The 18,597-nt window shown below is 38.1% G+C and carries 6 protein-coding genes; 5 read left to right on the top strand and 1 reads right to left on the bottom strand.

Annotation, left to right across the window (positions count from 1 at the left end; translation table 11 throughout):
* Positions 1 to 107: 107 nt before the first annotated feature.
* From BM327_RS11685 to BM327_RS11665, 5 genes are all read left to right on the top strand, one after another.
* Entirely contained in the window at positions 108 to 3,272 is a 3,165-nt protein-coding gene (locus BM327_RS11685) for a T9SS type A sorting domain-containing protein (RefSeq protein ID WP_090250062.1), read from the top strand.
* 199 nt (positions 3,273 to 3,471) lie between these two features.
* Positions 3,472 to 7,023 (top strand): T9SS type A sorting domain-containing protein, encoded by a 3,552-nt coding sequence (locus tag BM327_RS11680; protein WP_090250056.1) that lies wholly within the window; start codon positions 3,472 to 3,474, stop codon positions 7,021 to 7,023.
* Positions 7,024 to 7,182: 159 nt separating this feature from the next.
* Entirely contained in the window at positions 7,183 to 10,368 is a 3,186-nt protein-coding gene (locus BM327_RS11675) for a GEVED domain-containing protein (RefSeq protein ID WP_170853751.1), read from the top strand.
* Between the two features lie 314 nt (positions 10,369 to 10,682).
* Entirely contained in the window at positions 10,683 to 13,913 is a 3,231-nt protein-coding gene (locus BM327_RS11670; protein WP_090250048.1) for a T9SS type A sorting domain-containing protein, read from the top strand.
* A 128-nt stretch (positions 13,914 to 14,041) separates the two neighbouring features.
* Positions 14,042 to 14,566 carry a 3-hydroxyanthranilate 3,4-dioxygenase gene (locus BM327_RS11665; RefSeq protein WP_090250043.1) on the top strand — a complete coding sequence of 175 codons (525 nt, stop codon included), beginning with the start codon at positions 14,042 to 14,044 and terminating at the stop codon, positions 14,564 to 14,566.
* A gap of 58 nt (positions 14,567 to 14,624) precedes the next feature.
* On the opposite strand, the gene BM327_RS16005 is transcribed toward BM327_RS11665, so the two are convergent.
* The gene (locus BM327_RS16005; RefSeq protein ID WP_090250037.1) at positions 14,625 to 18,557 is read right to left on the bottom strand and encodes a DUF7948 domain-containing protein; all 3,933 of its coding nucleotides are present in this window, start codon (positions 18,555 to 18,557) and stop codon (positions 14,625 to 14,627) included.
* Between the last annotated feature and the right edge of the window lie 40 nt (positions 18,558 to 18,597).

Below are 18,597 nucleotides of genomic sequence, written 5' to 3'. Positions count from 1 at the left end.
TTTTGAATAGATTGTGAAAAAAAGTTTATAAAAGTTAAAATAGTTTAAACTAATTAAAAATTTATCACGTTATTAGTATTGGTAAAATAAAACTATACTAAAAAACTATGAAAAGAAAACTATTAACCCTAGCGGCTTTGGCGGCTAGCTCTTGGTCGTTTGGGCAGTATTGTCTAAGTGGTCCAAGTTCATTATCCGACACCAACGTTGGTGAAGTGGATGTAACAGGAGATAACACCTCTATCAATTTCATTGGTTGTCCTGCAGTTGCAGGATTAAACGATCAAACAGCATCTTCGATTGACGTAACAGCTGGTAATACTTACTCCATAGATGTTGAATGGAGTAGCTGTAATAACAATTACCTAAGTTACGGATCGGTATGGATAGACTTTAACGGTGATTTCACATTCGATCCAGGTGAATTGATCGGAGACTGGATAGGTTATCCTTCTTCAAACTCAACTTATTCATTTACGGTTCCAACCAATGCAGTAAACGGACCTCGTAGAATGAGAGTAGTTCAACGAGAAGGAGGAGGTTTACCTATTAGCCCATGTTCTAATTATACCTATGGTTCTACAATTGACTTTACGGTAATAATTTCAGGGGGAACGGGATGTGGATCTCCTTATGATTTGGCAATTACAGATGGTTCAACAACTGGTGTTTCTCTAACTTGGGATTACTTTGGAACTCCTTCTGGAGGTTACATTGTTGAATATGGTTCAATTGCTTTTACACCAGGTTATGGAACTTCATCTTCTGTAGTGTCTACACCTAGTATTAATTTAACAGGTTTGCCTACAGATTCTATTTACGACATTTATGTCCGTGCAATTTGTGGACCGGGTGATACTTCTGTATACTTTGGCCCCGTGCAAGGTAATACCTTTGGACAAGGACATTACTTGGAAAGTAATATAGAATGTGGACCGGGATTCGTGGATATTCAGTCAACAGGTACACAACACGTGCTAGGTGCGAGTGGAAATTTAGGGGTAACCCTACCTTTCCCCATACTTCACCACGGAGTTGAGTATACCGTGGCAACAATTGGATATAATGGGGCGGTTTATTTAGGTATGCAAAATGGCGCCATCAATGAATTCAATAGTGGTATTCAAATAGGTGGAAATGTTGGGTACTATGTTTTATGGGATGATTATGAAGGAGAATTAGAGCCCAATGACGGTGTGTATACACAAGTTATGGGTACTGCACCGAATAGAACTTATGTAATTCAATGGGAAGTTGAGCACGATTATGCAAACGGTATTAACATGAATTTCCAATTGTTGATCAACGAAGCAACTATGGATGTATATTATTTATACAACAACACTGTTGTTGGTTCTAATTTCTATTCGAATGGATATTCAGCTACAATTGGTTTGGTTACCGATTTCGATCGTGAGCAAAAATCATATAACAACTCAACCTTCTTAGAAAACAATTCGTGTTTACATTATTACTTTACGAACTGTCCTAAAATCGAGAACCTACAAGTAACTACATATGATTATAATCAAATAGGAATTACTTGGACTCCAGGTTCGGCGAATGAAACAAACTGGACCATAGAATACGGACCCGCAGGATTTACTCCAGGCGCAGGTACAATAATTTCTACCACGAATACATACGATACGATTACAGGTTTAGCACAATTAACAGATTATGATGTTTACGTATATTCTGAGTGTGCTTCCGGTATTACTGGTTCAGGTATTAAAGTGGAACACCAAACAGCTCCAAGCTGTGCCAATCCATTTGGGTTAAGTGCAACTGGAGTACCAGACAGTGTTTATGCTTCTTGGAACTGGCAGCCAAATGGATCTGGACAGTTAGCCGCGAGTTATAATATTGCTTATCTTCCTTCAGGACAAGATGTTTACGGACCGAATTCAAACGTGCATAACACGGGCGGATTTGTTTACGCAGACTCTATCTTTGATCCAAACTTAATTGCTTCTGGAGTTTATGATGTTTACGTACAGACAATCTGTAATACAGGTGATACTTCTCTATATATAGGGCCTGTAAACTTCTTAGCATCATTGGATAATGATTCACCTTGTTTTGCACAAGAATTACAAGTAGATGGTACACCATACATTTTATACAACAATGGAGCTCAGGTAGATGCAGGAATTCAGACAATTGCACCTCCAGCATCCGGGTTCTACGAAACAACTGGATGGGGTAATCAAAATATGTATAAAACTACATGGTATACATTTACAGCTCCAGCTTCAGGAGATGTAATGATTGCCGGTACTGACCTCAATTTCCCTGGTAAAATGGCAGTTTATGAAACTTCAGACTGTGCTGATTACGCTCAATTTAATTTAGTTGGAGCAAACGATAATGGTGTTTTATTTACAAATACGGGTGCTCCAGAATGGGTGGTTTGTGGATTAACACCAAACCAAACTTATTACTTGTTGCACTCTTCTAACTCAAATACTCAGGGTAACTTTTCTATTCGTTTAACAACCTTAGATTTCAACGCTGGTAACGTAGCTGGAGTGATTGATGCATGTATAGGTGATACAGTAGATTTATTCAACTCTATTACTAACTATGATGTTCAATACGGGAGATGGATAGATTTAGCCAATACTTCGCAAATGGTTACTCAAAACGATTTCGCAACAACAGTATTGGCAGCTCAACAATACGATTTTGAATACAGAGTTGAATTAGGATGTTCTTACGATTCCATTATTGGTAAAGTTAAGGTTTACCCACTATCTAGTGCAGGTAATGACGGGTCAATAAATGTATGTAAGAACGAACCGGTTAACTTGTATCATGGTTTAACGGGTAGTGTAGATTTAGATGGAGTTTGGTATGATCCTCAAGACAATGTGGTAAACAGTGATATTCCTTCATCAGGAACAATTCCTGGACAGTTTAACTATGATTATATTGCAGGGAACGGAATTTGTCCGGATGACACGGCAATAATGGTTGTAATTGTAAACCCAGTGTGTGACTGGTTATCTGTAGAGAATGTTGAAATCCAAGGTGTTACGGTATACCCGAACCCAACAAGCGATGTGTTAAATATCGTTTCTGCAGGTGAGCATGATGATTTAGCAATTTCTGTAATTGATGTTAACGGAAGAATTGTAAGATCTTCTTCTGAAAAATTAGTTGCAGGTGGTTCTGTTCAATTAAATGTTGCAGACTTAAATACTGGAGTATACTTAGTAGAATTGCACAATGGTGCTATCAAGAATACATACAGAATAGTAGTTCAATAGAATTTTCAATTCTTAACAAATTTACGGGTGAATCCATATGGGTTCACCCGTTTTTTTGTATTCGTAAATATCTTAAAATTCAGTTAGTTAATTGTTGTGCATAGTGTATAAACAGAGTTAGTCGTGCAAAAATTAGCCGTTCTGTTAAAAATTCATTAAATTGCGCGCCTTATTACGTATATACTCAAAACTATAAACTATGAAAAAACAATTACTTGCGCTTTCCGCGGCTGTTATGGCTGTAGCAGGTTTGCGTGCTCAATGTAGTCCTATCACGGCACCTTTCATTGAGACCTTTACAGGAACTTCAGCACCAGCGTGTTGGACAACCTCTGTCACATCTGGAGATGGTTGGGATTTTAACCCGACTTCAACAAATCCTTATTACCCGAATAACAATTCAGACCATACGAATGGTACGTTAAATTCTAATTTTGCTTTTATCGATTTTTCAGGGGGTGGAACAACTGCAGATGTTGGAGTTATTTTAGAATCCCCAGAGATTGATGTGACGGGAATGGCGCAACCTTCTCTTAGGTATTGGTTTATTTCTACATGTACCAACCCAACTCAGCTTTCAAATTTAGGAACGTTTAACGAACTTTTCATCGATGCCTTTAACGGTACGAGCTGGGTAACTGTAGGTGTAGAACAAGGTGAATATGGATCGAATTGGTCAGAGATTTTATATGACCTTACTCCATATATTTACAATACCAACATCATTAAATTTAGATTAAGAGGTGAGTGTAACGGAACCAACTATGCGTTTTACAATGATTTATTAATTGATGATGTTGAGATTTTTGATGGATCAACATACTGTTTTACACCAACAAACTTCACTTCAACAGGAGCTACTGCAAACACCGTTGATTTAGATTGGGACGGTTCAGGTTCTGATTATATTGTTGAGTACGGAGCAGTAGGTTTTACCCCGGGTACAGGAACATACCAAAATGTTAATGGCCAAACAGATGTAGTGGTATCTGGTTTAACTGCCGGAAACTCATACGATTTTTACATTTATCAAAACTGTACAGGTTTAGCAGATACATCTTTAGCTGCAGGTCCAGTAACACAAACAGCGCAATGTTCACCCGTAGTTGATTTCCAAATTAATTCGGTTACAACAAGTGCTGCTGATTTTTCATGGGTTTCTTCAGGAGCAAACTTTGTAGTTGAATACGGCGCAGAAGGGTTTAACCCAGGTTCAGGAACTTACGGTACAGTTACTTCTAGTACAACTCAAAATATCTCTGGTTTAACTTCAAATTCATTTTATGATGCTTACATCCGAGTAATTTGTGGTCCTGGCGATACATCTATTTACTACGGACCAGTTTCTTTCAATACGTATGGTTTAGGTCAATACATGGATTGGGACAATGGATGTTCTCCTTTAGGTTTTGTTGACATTTCAAATACAGGGACAGATCTAAACATTGGTTATTACGATGAGGAAAACATCGTTTCTCCTTTTGATATTGTTTTTCAAAATACTTTAGCTACAGACATTACTGTAGGTAACAACGGTGGAGTTAGAATTGGAACGGCTGGAGCTGCTATCGGTGCAGGTGGTAATTTCTCTACACTTGCTGATGGTATGGCCTTCTTATGGGGTGATGCTTTAGATGAGGAAACAGGAAATGTTTACTGGCAAGTGGTTGGAACTGCTCCTAACAGAACTTTGATTGTTCACTGGCACAACATCTGTAACGTATCAGGTAACGTGAACTCTCCAACGGTTAACTTCCAGCTACAAATTATGGAAGCCACACAAGAAATCTTCTACGTTTACGATGATGTAGTTTTCGGTGGATCAAATGCGAGTGATGATTACGCAGGTAATGCAGATATTGGTATTTCAGGTCCTAACCAAGATTACGCTATTTCTGTAAATGATACAGAATACTTAATGAATAACTCTTGTGTAAGATTCTTCTACACGGATTGTCCTAATGTATCAGATATACAAGTGAACACTTATGATTACAACCAAGTAGGTATTTCTTGGACGCCTGGTTTCGCAAGTGAAACGAACTGGACTGTTGAATGGGGTCCTGCTGGGTTTACACCTGGAAGTGGATTGGGAACTACAACAACTACAACAACTAGTGCTACAATTACAGGATTGTCTCAATTAACAGATTACGATTTTTACGTTTACGCAGATTGTAACCCTACAACATCATTGTCTTCAAACGGAATTTTTGTAACTACTCAAACAGCACCTTTATGTGCTAATCCTTTTGGTATCGGTGCATCATCTGTAATTGATAGTGTTTATGCAGCATGGAGCTGGCAGCCAAATGGTTCTGGATTATTACCAGCAGACTTTAACGTTACTTATGTTCCTTCAGGACAAAATGTATACGGACCAACAGCTACAGAAACAACAGTTGGAAGTCAGGATTTCTTTGATTCTATTTACGCTCCTAACTTAATTGCATCAGGAGTTTACGATATCTATGTACAAACAGTTTGTAACAACGGTGATACATCTGTTTACACAGGACCAATCAACTTCTTAGCATTTATGGATAATGATTCATCTTGTTATGCTCAAGAATTAGCAGTAGATGGTAATCCTTACATTTTATACAACAACGGTGCTCAATTAGATCCAGGAGTCAATGCAATTGCACCTCCAGCAACTGGTTTAAACGAAACAGACGGATGGAGTAACCAAAACATGTACAGAACTACATGGTACACATTTACAGCACCAGTATCAGGAGATGTTATGATTTCTGGTACTGATATCAACTTTTCTGGAAAAATGGCAGTTTACGAAACTTCAAACTGTGGTGATTACAGCCAGTATAACTTGATAGGTGCAAATGACAATGGTGTGTTATTTGGTAACACAGCTGCCCCAGAATGGGTTGTTTGTGGATTAACACCAGGACAAACATACTACTTGTTACACTCTTCTAATTCTAACACACAAAATAACTTCTCTATTCGTTTAACAGCATTGGATTTTGAAGCAGGAACAAATACTGGAATTGTAGATGCATGTATCGGAGATACAGTTGATTTATTTAACGGAATTACTGGGTATGATGTACAATACGGTTCTTGGATAGACTTAGCAAATACTGCGCAAATGGTTACTGATAACGATTTTGCAACATCAGTATTGGCTGCTCAAGTATACAGTTTCGAATACAGAGTTCAATTGGGTTGTTCTTTTGACTCTATTATTGCACAGGTTCAAATTTACCCAGAATCTAGTGCAGGTAACGATGGTTCTATCAATGTTTGTAAGAACCAACCGATTAACTTAACTGCAGGACTTTCTGGTAATGCTGATTTAGGTGGTACTTGGTACGATCCTCAAGATAATGCGATTACAGTTCCATTACCAATGGCAGGAAACTTCCCGGGTCAGTTTAACTATGATTACGTTGCAGGAAACGGTGTTTGTCCGGATGATACAGCGTTAGTAGTGGTAATTATCGATGGAGTTTGTGATTGGTTAGCAATCGATGATGCACAAATCGAAGGTATCAATGTATACCCTAACCCAGCTTCTGATGTATTGAATATTACATCTCAAGGTAACCACGAAGCTTTGAATGCACAAATTATTGATGTTAACGGAAGATTGGTTGCAACAGCTAAGGAAACTTTAGTTGCAGGTGGAGCCTTAACTTTACCAGTTGATGGTTTAGAAACAGGAGTATATATCTTGAAATTATACAACAATAACATTGAAAACAGCTTTAGAGTTGTGATCAAGTAATTGATAGATCATTGATCTTTATACAAGGGGAGGACGTTAAGTTCTCCCCTTTTTTTGTTCAAACCTGTGATAATAGGGGGGTTGATGTGGCATTTACTAAGCTTGAATTACCTCTTGCCGGAAGATTTAATTACTTTTGCGGCGACTAAAAATAAACTCATGATTAACAAACTTAAGGTGGCCGTGCTCGCAACGGTCTCAACGGGTATGTCCTATGCCCAATTTTGTGGAGGTGGTCCGTCGAGTACCCTCAACGAAAATTTACAAAGTTTAAACTTGACAGGTGACAACTTATCAATCAATTATTCAGGAAACTGTCCAGGGGTAACAGGTGTACAAGATTTAACAAGTACTATCGCCGATGTTACTGCAGGGAATTCTTACCAGTTTGATGCCGTTTTTGGAACTTGTGGTACAGCAATTAACGCTGGTTTAGTAACTGCTTGGGTAGACTGGAATGGAGATTACATTTTTCAGGATACTGAAAAGATTGATGAGTGGGCGGGAACTTTCCCCTATACACCAAGTTTCTCTTTAACTATTCCTTCAAATTCAGTAAATGGATTGGTGAGAATGAGAGTAGTTCAAAAACGAGGAGGAGCATTACCGGTTAACCCTTGTGGAGGTTTTACTTATGGTTCTATGGTTGATTTTTCTATCGACGTTTCTGGTGGAACAGGGTGTAACCCAACTTATGGTTTAAACCTTGTAGGTGAAGGAGCAACTTCTGTTGATTTGAATTGGTCTGCAACAAATACTGCCGCTCAATACATCGTAGAATACGGAAGTGTAGGTTTTACTCCGGGAACAGGAACCAATTTTACACCAACTTCTGCTACCTCTCAAACTGTAACTGGTTTAGCGCATCAAGGAGTGTATGATTTTTATATCCGCTCGATTTGTGGTGCAGGTGATACATCTGCTTACATGGGACCTGTAGAAGGGAATACTTTTGATTTAGGTCAATTCATGGAATGGGATGAACTTTGTCCTACAACAGGTTTTATTGATATTTCTAGTACTGGAACTGATTTGCTTTTAGGTGATGATGATGAGCATAACTTGACCATGCCTTTCCCATTCTTTTACCAAGGTAACTTAGTTACTAGTTTAAGAATTGGTAACAATGGAGGTGTATTGATTAACAATACAACATCAGGTGTTTTATCTTACATGCAAACCTCAATTGCAAACGGTATGTTCCCGTTTATTCAGGATTTAGACGCTGAAATAAACGGTGCAAATGTACCGGGTGTATTTACACAAGTATTAGGAACAGCACCCAACCGACAGTTAGTAATCTTATGGAAAGATAGACCACATTTCCCAGGTACTTCCAATGTTAACCCTGTAACTTTCGAAATTATCATAGATGAAGCTACACAGGATTTTTGGTATGTATATGATGATGTTGATTTTGGAAACCCAAGTTACGACTTCGGTAAAGATGCAGAAATTGGAATTCGAGGAGATATTAGAGACCTTGAAGTTTCTATGAACAGTAACGAGTACTTGCAAAACAACTCTTGTGTTCACTTCTTCAATACAGATTGTCCGAAGGTGTCTAATATTACCAATATAAGTCACTTACCTAATGAATTAACGGTTACTTGGAATGCTGGTTTAGGAAATGAATCAAACTGGACCATAGAATGGGGGTTACCAGGTTTCACGCCAGGAAGTGGAATAGGAACGGCTACGTCAACAACGAACGTATATACCATTACCAACCTTACAGAACAAACGGAATACGAAGTGTATGTTTATGCAGATTGTAGTTCAAGTTTATCTTCTTCAGGTATTAGTGAGGTATTTGAAACTTCAACAACGTGTGCAGAGCCATTTGGAGTTTTTGTGGATGTGGCTGTAGATACGATTACTCCAAACTGGAATTGGATGAGTAATGGATCAAGTTCTACTGCTGCTTCTTTCAATATCAGATACGGTCAAATTAATTCAGATTTTTACGCAGGTAATTTTGTAAACTCTACAAACTTATCAACTATGTCAGAAGAAATCGTAGACCCAACTATTCTTTCAAGTGGTGTTTACCATGTTTACATGCAAGCGGTGTGTGGAACAAATGATACAAGTGCTTGGGTTGGTCCTTTAACTGTAATTGCAGATAAAGCCAATGATAGTGTTTGTGAAGCACAAGAATTACCTGTGAACAACGAGGCGTATTACTTCACAAATGCAGGTGCGTCTGTACAAGTGGATGAAGGTACAATTGCTCCTCCAGTAACCAACTATAATGATGATATGGGATGGGGTACTTCTGGTATCCACCAATCTTTATGGTTCTCATTTGTAGCTCCAGCATCTGGTCAAGTAAAAATTTCTTGTAGAGATGATGTTTTCGCAGCGAAAGCAGCCGTTTACTCTACTACTGATTGTTCAGACTTTTCTCAGTACACTTTAATTTCTGCGAATGACAATGCAATGTTGGGGCAAAACTCTTCTGCTCCTGAATTTGTTACCTGTGGATTAACACCGGGTGCAACATATTACTTGGTTCATTCAACTTCATCGGCAACTTCATCTACAGGTATTTTCTCTGTACGATTGTCTGAGGTGGTTGTAAATGCAGGTGTAGCTGGACCAACATTTAACGTATGTTCTGGTGACACTGTAAACTTATTCAATACGATTTCTGGAAATGATGTTGAACACGGATCTTGGATAGACCTTCAGGGAACGGGGAAAATTGTCAATGATTCATTGTTTACTTCAAGTTTTCTTGCAACAACAAGCTATGATTTCGAGTATGAAGTGAAGTACGGTTGTGCAGTGGATACTGTTGTTGCTACTGTTGAGATATTCAAAGCTTCTTCAGCAGGTGCAGACGGCGTAATTAACGCTTGTAAAAATCAGCCGATTAATCTTTACAGTGGTGTTTCTGGAAACGTTGATTTAGGAGGTGATTGGTATGATCCTCAAAATAATCTTGTAACTAGTGTTATTCCTTCAGTAGGGTATATTCCTGGTCAATTCAACTATGATTACATTGCTGGAAATGGCGTTTGTCCAAATGATACGGCATTGGTTGTAGTTGTGGTTAGTGGTTCTTGTGACTTCTTAGGTTTAGAGGAGTTAGAAGCAGGTGCTTTGGAGGTTTATCCTAACCCAGCTAATGGACAAGTAACTGTTCGTTCTACTGCAGGACAAGACAAGTTTAACTTGCAAATTATCGATGTAAACGGAAGAGTTGTTTATTCAGAAGATAACTTCTTGAACCAAGAAGAAAGCAACACGGTTCAAGTTGATACGCTAACAAAAGGTATGTACATATTTAGGTTGTACAACGATAGCTCTATAGCTAATATTAAGGTAATTGTTGAATAATTTAGCCTTAGTTAATTATAATATGGTAGGAGGGAAACGTAAAGTTTCCCTCTTTTTTTTGCCTTAAAGAATTATAAAGGGATCAAGAGTTTTAGATTAGGAGTACAATCTAAATAGTTAGTTGTAGGTTGTATAATTCCTTGATTTATAGGTGTGCTAGGCGTGCATAATAATGATGGTGTCGTTTTTCTAACTTTCTAAGAACACAAGTTAAGTCTCTTTATAGATGTCTGGTAATCACCTTGTTTACCATTTGTTTACCCCCGTGTTTCAGGGCTTATTGCTTCATTTGCATGTTTTAAAATTATTAACGTATGAAGAATAAATTATTAATGATTGTTATGGTTTTCATAACATCTAGCAGTCTTCATAGTCAGTGTGTTCAAACTGCACCATGGCTAGAAGATTTCTCCAACGGTATCCCTAGCTGTTGGACCCAAACATCAACTGCAGGTGGAAGTTGGTTGACTCCGGGTTATATGCTTGGAGATATGAACCCTACCTATGATCACACGACAGGTGTTTCTAATGAGGATTTTATTTACTTCTATCCAAATTATCAGGCTTCAAATGTCATATTAGAAAGTCCAGAGATCAATGTTGCAAACCTAACAACTCCTACACTACGTTTTTGGTTAAGGTCTTATTTTCCTAACTCATCAATACCTTTACCAAATACCATTTCAGTAGAGTTTTTTGACGGTACTGCATACGTTCCAGTGGACTTACTTTCGGGTGATTATGGTTATGAGTTCAAACCTTTTGTTTACGATTTAAGTGCTTACGTGTACAATACGAATCTTGTAAGATTTAGATTTTTGGCGAACAAAGGAGCTTCACCTTTAGCTCCACAAAGAAACCAAATAGCATTAGATGATATAGAAGTATTAGATGTTGATACATATTGTTTAGAACCGTTAGAGCTTCAGTTTACAGGGTCAACAGCAAGCACCGCTGATTTTTCATGGACAGAATTTACAGGAACAGCCGGTGATTACATTGTGGAATACAGTTCTTTCCATGACATATCGGATGTATTGGGTTCTGTGGTTGTTAACGGAGCAACAACAGGTACTTTAAGTTCTATACCATCTAATCAATTTTTTAAGGCGCGCGTAAGAAGAATATGTGCTCCTGGAGATACCTCAGATTACTCAAATGTTGTTGTTTTCCATACTTATGATGTAGGTGATTACTTGGATTATGACTTTCAAGCGTCACCACTAGGGTATGTTGATATTGTTCAGCCGGTAAATGAAATATATGTAAACAATAACCTGAATAATAATCATACATTAACTTGGCCTTTGTTTGTACAAGGAATCGCATATGATGAAATTTCAATTAGTGAAAACGGTGCTATATTTTTTGGACATGAAACAAGTGGTATTGGTGTAAATAATACGGCTTTAACTACTTCAAATGATGTAGGTGTTTATCCTTTTTGGGATAAGTTAAACAATGGTAGTTTTTATTTGAAAGAAGTAGGAAGTGCTCCAAACAGAGTTTTGATCGTTACCTATAATGATAGAGACTATACTCCTTCTATACCAGGTGAATCAATTGATTTCCAGGTTCAATTCTTCGAGGCTACGCAAGAAATTTATGTGGTTTATGATGACGTTGAATTCGGAGGTGCTGCTTCATTTGCGGATTTTGGTGCTGAGGCTACTATGGGTTGGGTTGGACCAAACTCAATTCAAGAGGTATCTTTTAATGATGATCAGGTTTTAATGCATCACAATACCATTCGATATTTTTATACAGACTGTCCAAATGTTGAGAATATTACAGTTACTCAAAACCTAGACGACCAGATAGCTTTATCATGGTCTAACGGTTTAAGTTCATCAACTTCTTTTACGGTTGAATGGGGATTAGAAGGATTCTTACCAGGTAATGGTATGGGAACTATGTCTGTGAACACGAATGCTGCCACAATAACAGGATTAACTCAGTTAACAGATTACCAATTTTACGTTTACGCAGATTGTGGTACTACGGCTTCAACAGGTAGAGATATTCACGTACAGTCAGCCCCAATTTGTGCTACTCCATTCGGATTATCTACGGGTATGATGGTAGATACCTTGGTAGCGAACTGGAACTGGATCTCAACGAACGCATCTGCAGTAATTGATAGCTATAATGTTTCATTAACAATGAATGGACAAAGCCCTTACGCTGGTACCATAACAAATGTTGATGGAAACTTGACTGATACCATCGTGGATCCAAATATATTAAATGGAACCGTTTACGATGTTTACGTACAGGCTCAATGTACGAGTGGAGACACGAGTTTATTCTTTGGTCCAATTGTAACCTTAAGTCCTTTATTAAATGACACTATTTGTTATGCAGAGCACATTCAAGTGGATGACCAAGTAAACGTGTTTACAAACATTGGTGCAACTACAGGACCAATGGATATATATTTTATTCCACAGCCAGGAAGTGCTACAGGTTCATGGATACAACCACAACCTTCAAAATCTACATGGTTTACTTTTGAAGCTCCTGCCAGTGGAAATGTTAGAATTTCAGGGGCGGATTATGGTTATGCTGGAAAAACTGCAGTTTATGAAATTTCTGACTGTAGTGATACAAGCACTTACAACCTTATTGGAGCAAATGATTTAGATGCATTGAATGAAGGTACAGGTTCGGTAACCAACTGGGTTATGTGTGGATTAACACCTGGAAATACTTACTATTTAGGTCACTTTTCAAATACACAATATACTTCTCCAGGTTATTATTCATTACGTTTAACTGAGGTGGATTTCTCTGCAGGTGATGTTTTAGGTGCTATCCAAGTTTGTCAAGGAGACACTCTAGATCTTTACGGAACGATCAACGGTAACGATATGATCAACTCAACATGGACAGATTTATCAGGTACAAATCAGTTGTACACCAATGCTTTTGCAACTTCTTTAGTTTCTAATGGAACTTACCAATTTGAGCACAAAGTGGAGTATGGTTGTTACGTAGATACTACAGTTGTAGATGTTGAATTATTTGAACAAGCTTTTGCTGGAATAAACGGATCTATTGAGGTATGTAAGAATAATCCTTTAATCTTAACGGATGCACTTTCTGGTGATATCAATATTGATGGTACTTGGTTTGATCCTCAGGATAATGAAATTACCGGTTTACCAGTGGCTCCAAGTTTCCCAGGTCAATTTAACTACGACTACGTTGTTGGAAACGGAGTTTGTCCGAACGATACAGCAACTGTTGTTGTAGTTGTTAATCCAACTTGTGATTACTTAAGTATGGATGGATTTGAAAACGGTGCGTTAGAAGTTTATCCTAACCCTGCGTCAGATGTATTGAACATAGTTTCTAATACAGAACACGAGGACATGGAGATTCTTTTAATGGATCTTAATGGAAGAGTTGTATTAAAGTCTTCTTCTGTTTTAATGGCAGGTAACGCTGTGAAATTAGACCTTTCTTCTGTAACGGAAGGAATGTATATGTTAACGGTTGCTAACGCTAATAAAACAGCTACATTTAAAGTTGTAGTAAAATAATTTACAGGTTAATTCAAAAAAGGGAAGAATGAACATTCTTCCCTTTTTTTGTGCGTATATTTTCCCATATATTGGTGAAATCCTTAAGTTTTCTTTACATTTAGCACGCAATCAATTTTTTGAAAAAGATGAAAAAACCTTTCAATTTACATAAGTGGATAGAAGAAAATAGAGATTTGTTAAAACCACCAGTTGGGAACAAAAATTTATATGTAGAAGCAGGAGATTTTATTGTAATGATAGTGGGAGGTCCTAACGCAAGAAAGGATTACCACTACAACGAGTCTGAGGAGCTTTTCTATCAAATAGAAGGAAGTATTACAGTGAAGATTCAAGAGGATGGTCAGTCGAAAGATATTACAATTAATGAAGGTGAAATTTTCTTGTTACCGGGTAATATTCCTCACAACCCTATTCGTCCAGCAAATACTGTAGGATTAGTAATAGAGAAAGTAAGAGAGGGTACAGATTTAATTGATGGTTTGATGTGGTTCTGTGATAAGTGTAACCACCAACTGAAAGAATACAAATTCAATTTAAGAAATATAGAAGTGGATTTCCTTCCAAGGTTTAAAGAGTTCTACAATTCAGAAGAAGATAGAACATGTGATAACTGTGGACATGTAATGGAAATAGATGAACGTTTTGTTTAGTAAACCGCGTTAGAATATTTGAAATAATTAAAGTCCTTCCCGAAAGTGGAGGACTTTTTTATTTTAAGATGTTGATATGTCCGGTTTGAACGGTTTTATCTCCTTTGATACTCTTATAAGTCATCTTCCATACATAGGTTCCATCTTTACAAAGTACACCTTTGTAGGTTCCGTCCCATGTATCACTAGGATCTGTCATTTTATAAATTAATTCTCCCCATCTGTTGAAGATCAGTAATTCGAAATCTGTAATATTTGATGCTTCAACCTTAAAGAAGTTATTGTGGGCATCGTTATCGGGTGTAAAGGTATTGGGTACGTAAACGATAGGGTCGAAATAGATATTTATCGCTGCATCGTCCTGACAACCATTTTCATCGGTGAATAGAACAATGTAGGTAGTGCTGTTTTCAGGGTGAGCTACAGTAGTTGGACAGGTAGGGCAATCAACGGTTTCGGCAGGCGTCCATTGATAACTTCCTCCAGCACTGTTACCCGTTGCAATTAAATCAAAGGCATCTCCGATGAAACCATACTGATCTTCATTGGTCAATACCTCAGGGGTTGGATAATGATTAATGAAAACGTTTGCCGTATCTACACAACCATTAATATCTGTAACTTCTACGGTGAATATGCTGGCTGTAGGCGGATATACAAAGGTGTTTGCAACTCCTGGATTAAAGGTATATGCAGAAGGTTTCCAACTGTAGTCAACCCCTCCAGAAGCCCAGACAAAGGCTGTGTCGCCCGGACAAATAATGGTGTCATTTCCAGCTTGCGCATCTACCACGATTACATCCACGAATACAGAGTCATAAACAGTACCACAAGCATTGGTGAATCCAACCGTATACATTTGATCATTCAATACTGAACATATCACAGAAGCTGTTGTAGTTGAATTTAGCCCTGTAGGTGGAGACCATATATAGCTCGTTCCACCGCTTGCCGTTATGGTTGTACTAGAATTTTTACACAAAGGAACAGTGTCTGGTAAAACGGGAGTGGGTACATTGTTGAATACTTCTACAAAAATCTCTTCCTCAATAACACAACCGTCGGCCGTGGTGATTTCTATTATATAAGTTGTAGTAACAGTTGGTGTGGCCGTTACATTGGCTTGGTTGTTCACATTTAAACTGTTCGATGGACTCCAACTATAAGCAACTCCACCAGACGCCCATAATTGAGCACTTTGACCCAAACAGAGCATAGTATCCTGAGAGCTGTTGGTGTTTACGTCATAAACTTCAACAAGTACAGAAAGTGTGTCAGACCCACAAGAATCGGATACAATTACTGTAAATGTGGTGTTTTGTGTTACGCTAGCAGTGGGGGTAGGACTATTCGGGTCGTCTAAAAATTGAGCGGGTGACCAACTGTAATTTATTCCTCCAGAAGCCTCTAGTTGTATACTATCACCCGGACAAATTGCAGAAGGCGGTTGTGTAATTGCACCTTGAAATAAAAATGCATCTAAATCAAAGTAAGCTGTATCATCTTGGAAACAACCATTGCTGTCACTTACCACGAGCATTACTTGGTAAGATCCAGGTGTGTTATAGGTATGCGTTGGGGCAAATTGTGTTGAAGTATTTCCATCCCCAAAATCCCAAAAATAAGAGTTCCCATTATTGGAAGCATTTTGAAAGGTTACGGGATTCGGTATACAAACATAAGGGTTGGGTGCACTCAATGCAGATTGTATACTTCCAAGGTCAAATTTAAAGGCTGCTAAATTACAATTAGAACTTTGATTAGTAGGAGATACAACACCTGGCGTAGTTGTGAAACCTGTAGCATTTCCTCCACATCCTCCACAAACGGCATGGTAAATTCTTCCTCCTTTATCAAATCGACTTGTTCCACCATCCACGTGATTATTAGGACCTGTTGTACCACCAATGAAAGTAGCATAATCTAAACCAACGCCATTCGGACCCAACACGCCAATGTAAAAGTTATTCCCATTTGTGGTGGTTTGATACGCCCCCGTTGTAGTAGGGAAATTTAAGGTTGAACTACCCGTAGCTTGGCCAAATTGGTTGTTTAATGTTCCTCCCCAACCCGCATAATAAATTTCATTACAGTCAGAAACCAAGAAGGCAGTAGGTGAAATTTCAACGGTTCCACTTCCAGAACCCACAGAGGTTTGCCATTCTTTGTTCGCCAAATTCTCCGAAAAGCGCATAATGAACTGTCCAGAGTTCGCAACACCATATTTTCCAGGGGTTATCGGTACAGAACCTTCGGTTTGACCGAAAACGTATATTTTGTTGGACATATCAATTTGTACAAAGAAACTCTGGTCGTAATCCGTAGTACCTAAATACGTTCCTCCGGTAACGTTAGAATTGGTTCCATTTAACCGAACCAAATAACCATCGCTTAACCCTCCAATAAAAGAGGTAGATTGACCACCATTCAAAGTTAAGTTAGTGGATGTAGTACCACCTGTTAAATAAACACTTCCTGTGGATGATACTTGCAATGCATTCCCTGTTTCATCACCAGAACCACCGTAATAGGTAGACCAAATTAAACTAGTAAGCGTAGAATTAAACTTACCTACCACAGCATCTCTCACACCACCCAATGAATTATCAGAAGCATTTAAAGTTGGGAAATTAGATGATTGCGTTGTACTCGAAAAATAAACATTCCCTGAAGCATCCAAGGTAATTTCACCCCTAAATTGATCTCCATAATTATATTGAAGATTTCCAGTGTTTAATCCGTCATTACTAGATCCTCCCATATAAGTGGAGGCCAATAAGCTTGTACCCGTAGCATTCAAACGAGCAATGTAAATGTCTGTACCCGAAAATTGAATGGAGTTTTCTTGAACTAAAGATCCTCCGCTAAATGTATTTTGGTGAGGTGTACCAGCCATCGGGAAATTGGCAGATGAAGTAACACCGAGCACAAATAGTTCTCCGGCAGAATTGGCTACAATAGAATGGGCCGTTTCATTTCCACTTCCTCCTAGATAGGTTGAGTATAAAAGTGCTGTACCGTTAGAATTGAATTTAGAAATGGCAACATCCCAAAGTATAGATCCTTCACCTCCGTTAAAAGTTCCATCATAAGCACCCGTTGAAATGGGGTATCCTATCCCTACTACTATCCCACCTGCAATGAGGTTGGCATTTTTATCGGGAGTGGCTGTAAATCCCCAATTGTCTGCAGTAGACCCCGTAAAAGAACTGAAAGTAAGAAATGGGTCAATGATAAGTGTTTGATTTGGATCGTAATCAGGTATTAAGAATTTGGTTTTATTTCCCGTAAGTTGGTAAGAAGAGCTTATTTCTTTCTTTGTATCGCCTAAGAGTAGGTAAGAGATGGGCTTTGATTCCATTAAATTACCTAATGAGCTTTGGTGGTGAAGGTTGTTTTCTTCATCAAGGAAAAGTTTGTCTTCTCCTTCGTGTTCAATGATGATTTTATCTGGGTTTCCTCCTGGATGAACAATGAAGGAGTATTTGAGTTGTTCTTCTTTACTCTCTAAAAGTAAATCTATGTTGGGGTAAAAATCTTTTAAGGTAATGGAGCGATAGGCATGTAGATTACTTTGCCATTGAGAGGAATCGTTTCCAATGATGTAATTTCTGTAAAAATCTGAACTATCTTTTTCTATGACTTCACCCTTCCACGATGAATTTAAAAAGGTAGATTTCATAGCATGAAATTTCACATCTTCCTCGTGTTGATGCGCATGCTCTTCTCCGTCATGGTCATGTCTTCCTTTGTAATTCGTAAAAACATAAGTGAAGGCGTCCTTTTCAATAAACATTGCTCCTGCTGAAAGTTCAACTTTGTAAAGAATATTGTTTTCCCATTGACCTTTGTTTGGATGTATCCATGGGTTTTCCTGTCCTGTTGAAAACAGCACGATGAAACATGTGGTCAATATGAAAGTAAGGAGTTTCAAGTCATTAAAATTAAACATTTTTTGTGCCAAAAACCAGTACCGTCGTAGTACTTTCATTTTGTGTTATTTATTAGACTGAAAATAGGTAAGGAAGTTG

The sequence above is a fragment of the Lishizhenia tianjinensis genome (assembly GCF_900116425.1).
GTDB lineage: Bacteria > Bacteroidota > Bacteroidia > Flavobacteriales_D > Crocinitomicaceae > Lishizhenia > Lishizhenia tianjinensis.
Note: the sequence above shows the minus strand (reverse complement) of the source record. Positions and strands in the feature narration are given on the sequence as shown.

Bases quoted from the DNA above. Each gene is read 5' to 3' on its own strand.
- BM327_RS11670 (WP_090250048.1), top strand. From the start codon at position 10,683: ATGAAGAATAAATTATTAATGATTGTTATGGTTTTCATAACATCTAGC.
- BM327_RS11680 (WP_090250056.1), top strand. From the start codon at position 3,472: ATGAAAAAACAATTACTTGCGCTTTCCGCGGCTGTTATGGCTGTAGCA.
- BM327_RS11685 (WP_090250062.1), top strand. From the start codon at position 108: ATGAAAAGAAAACTATTAACCCTAGCGGCTTTGGCGGCTAGCTCTTGG.
- BM327_RS11675 (WP_170853751.1), top strand. From the start codon at position 7,183: ATGATTAACAAACTTAAGGTGGCCGTGCTCGCAACGGTCTCAACGGGT.
- BM327_RS11665 (WP_090250043.1), top strand. From the start codon at position 14,042: ATGAAAAAACCTTTCAATTTACATAAGTGGATAGAAGAAAATAGAGAT.
- BM327_RS16005 (WP_090250037.1), bottom strand. From the start codon at position 18,557: ATGAAAGTACTACGACGGTACTGGTTTTTGGCACAAAAAATGTTTAAT.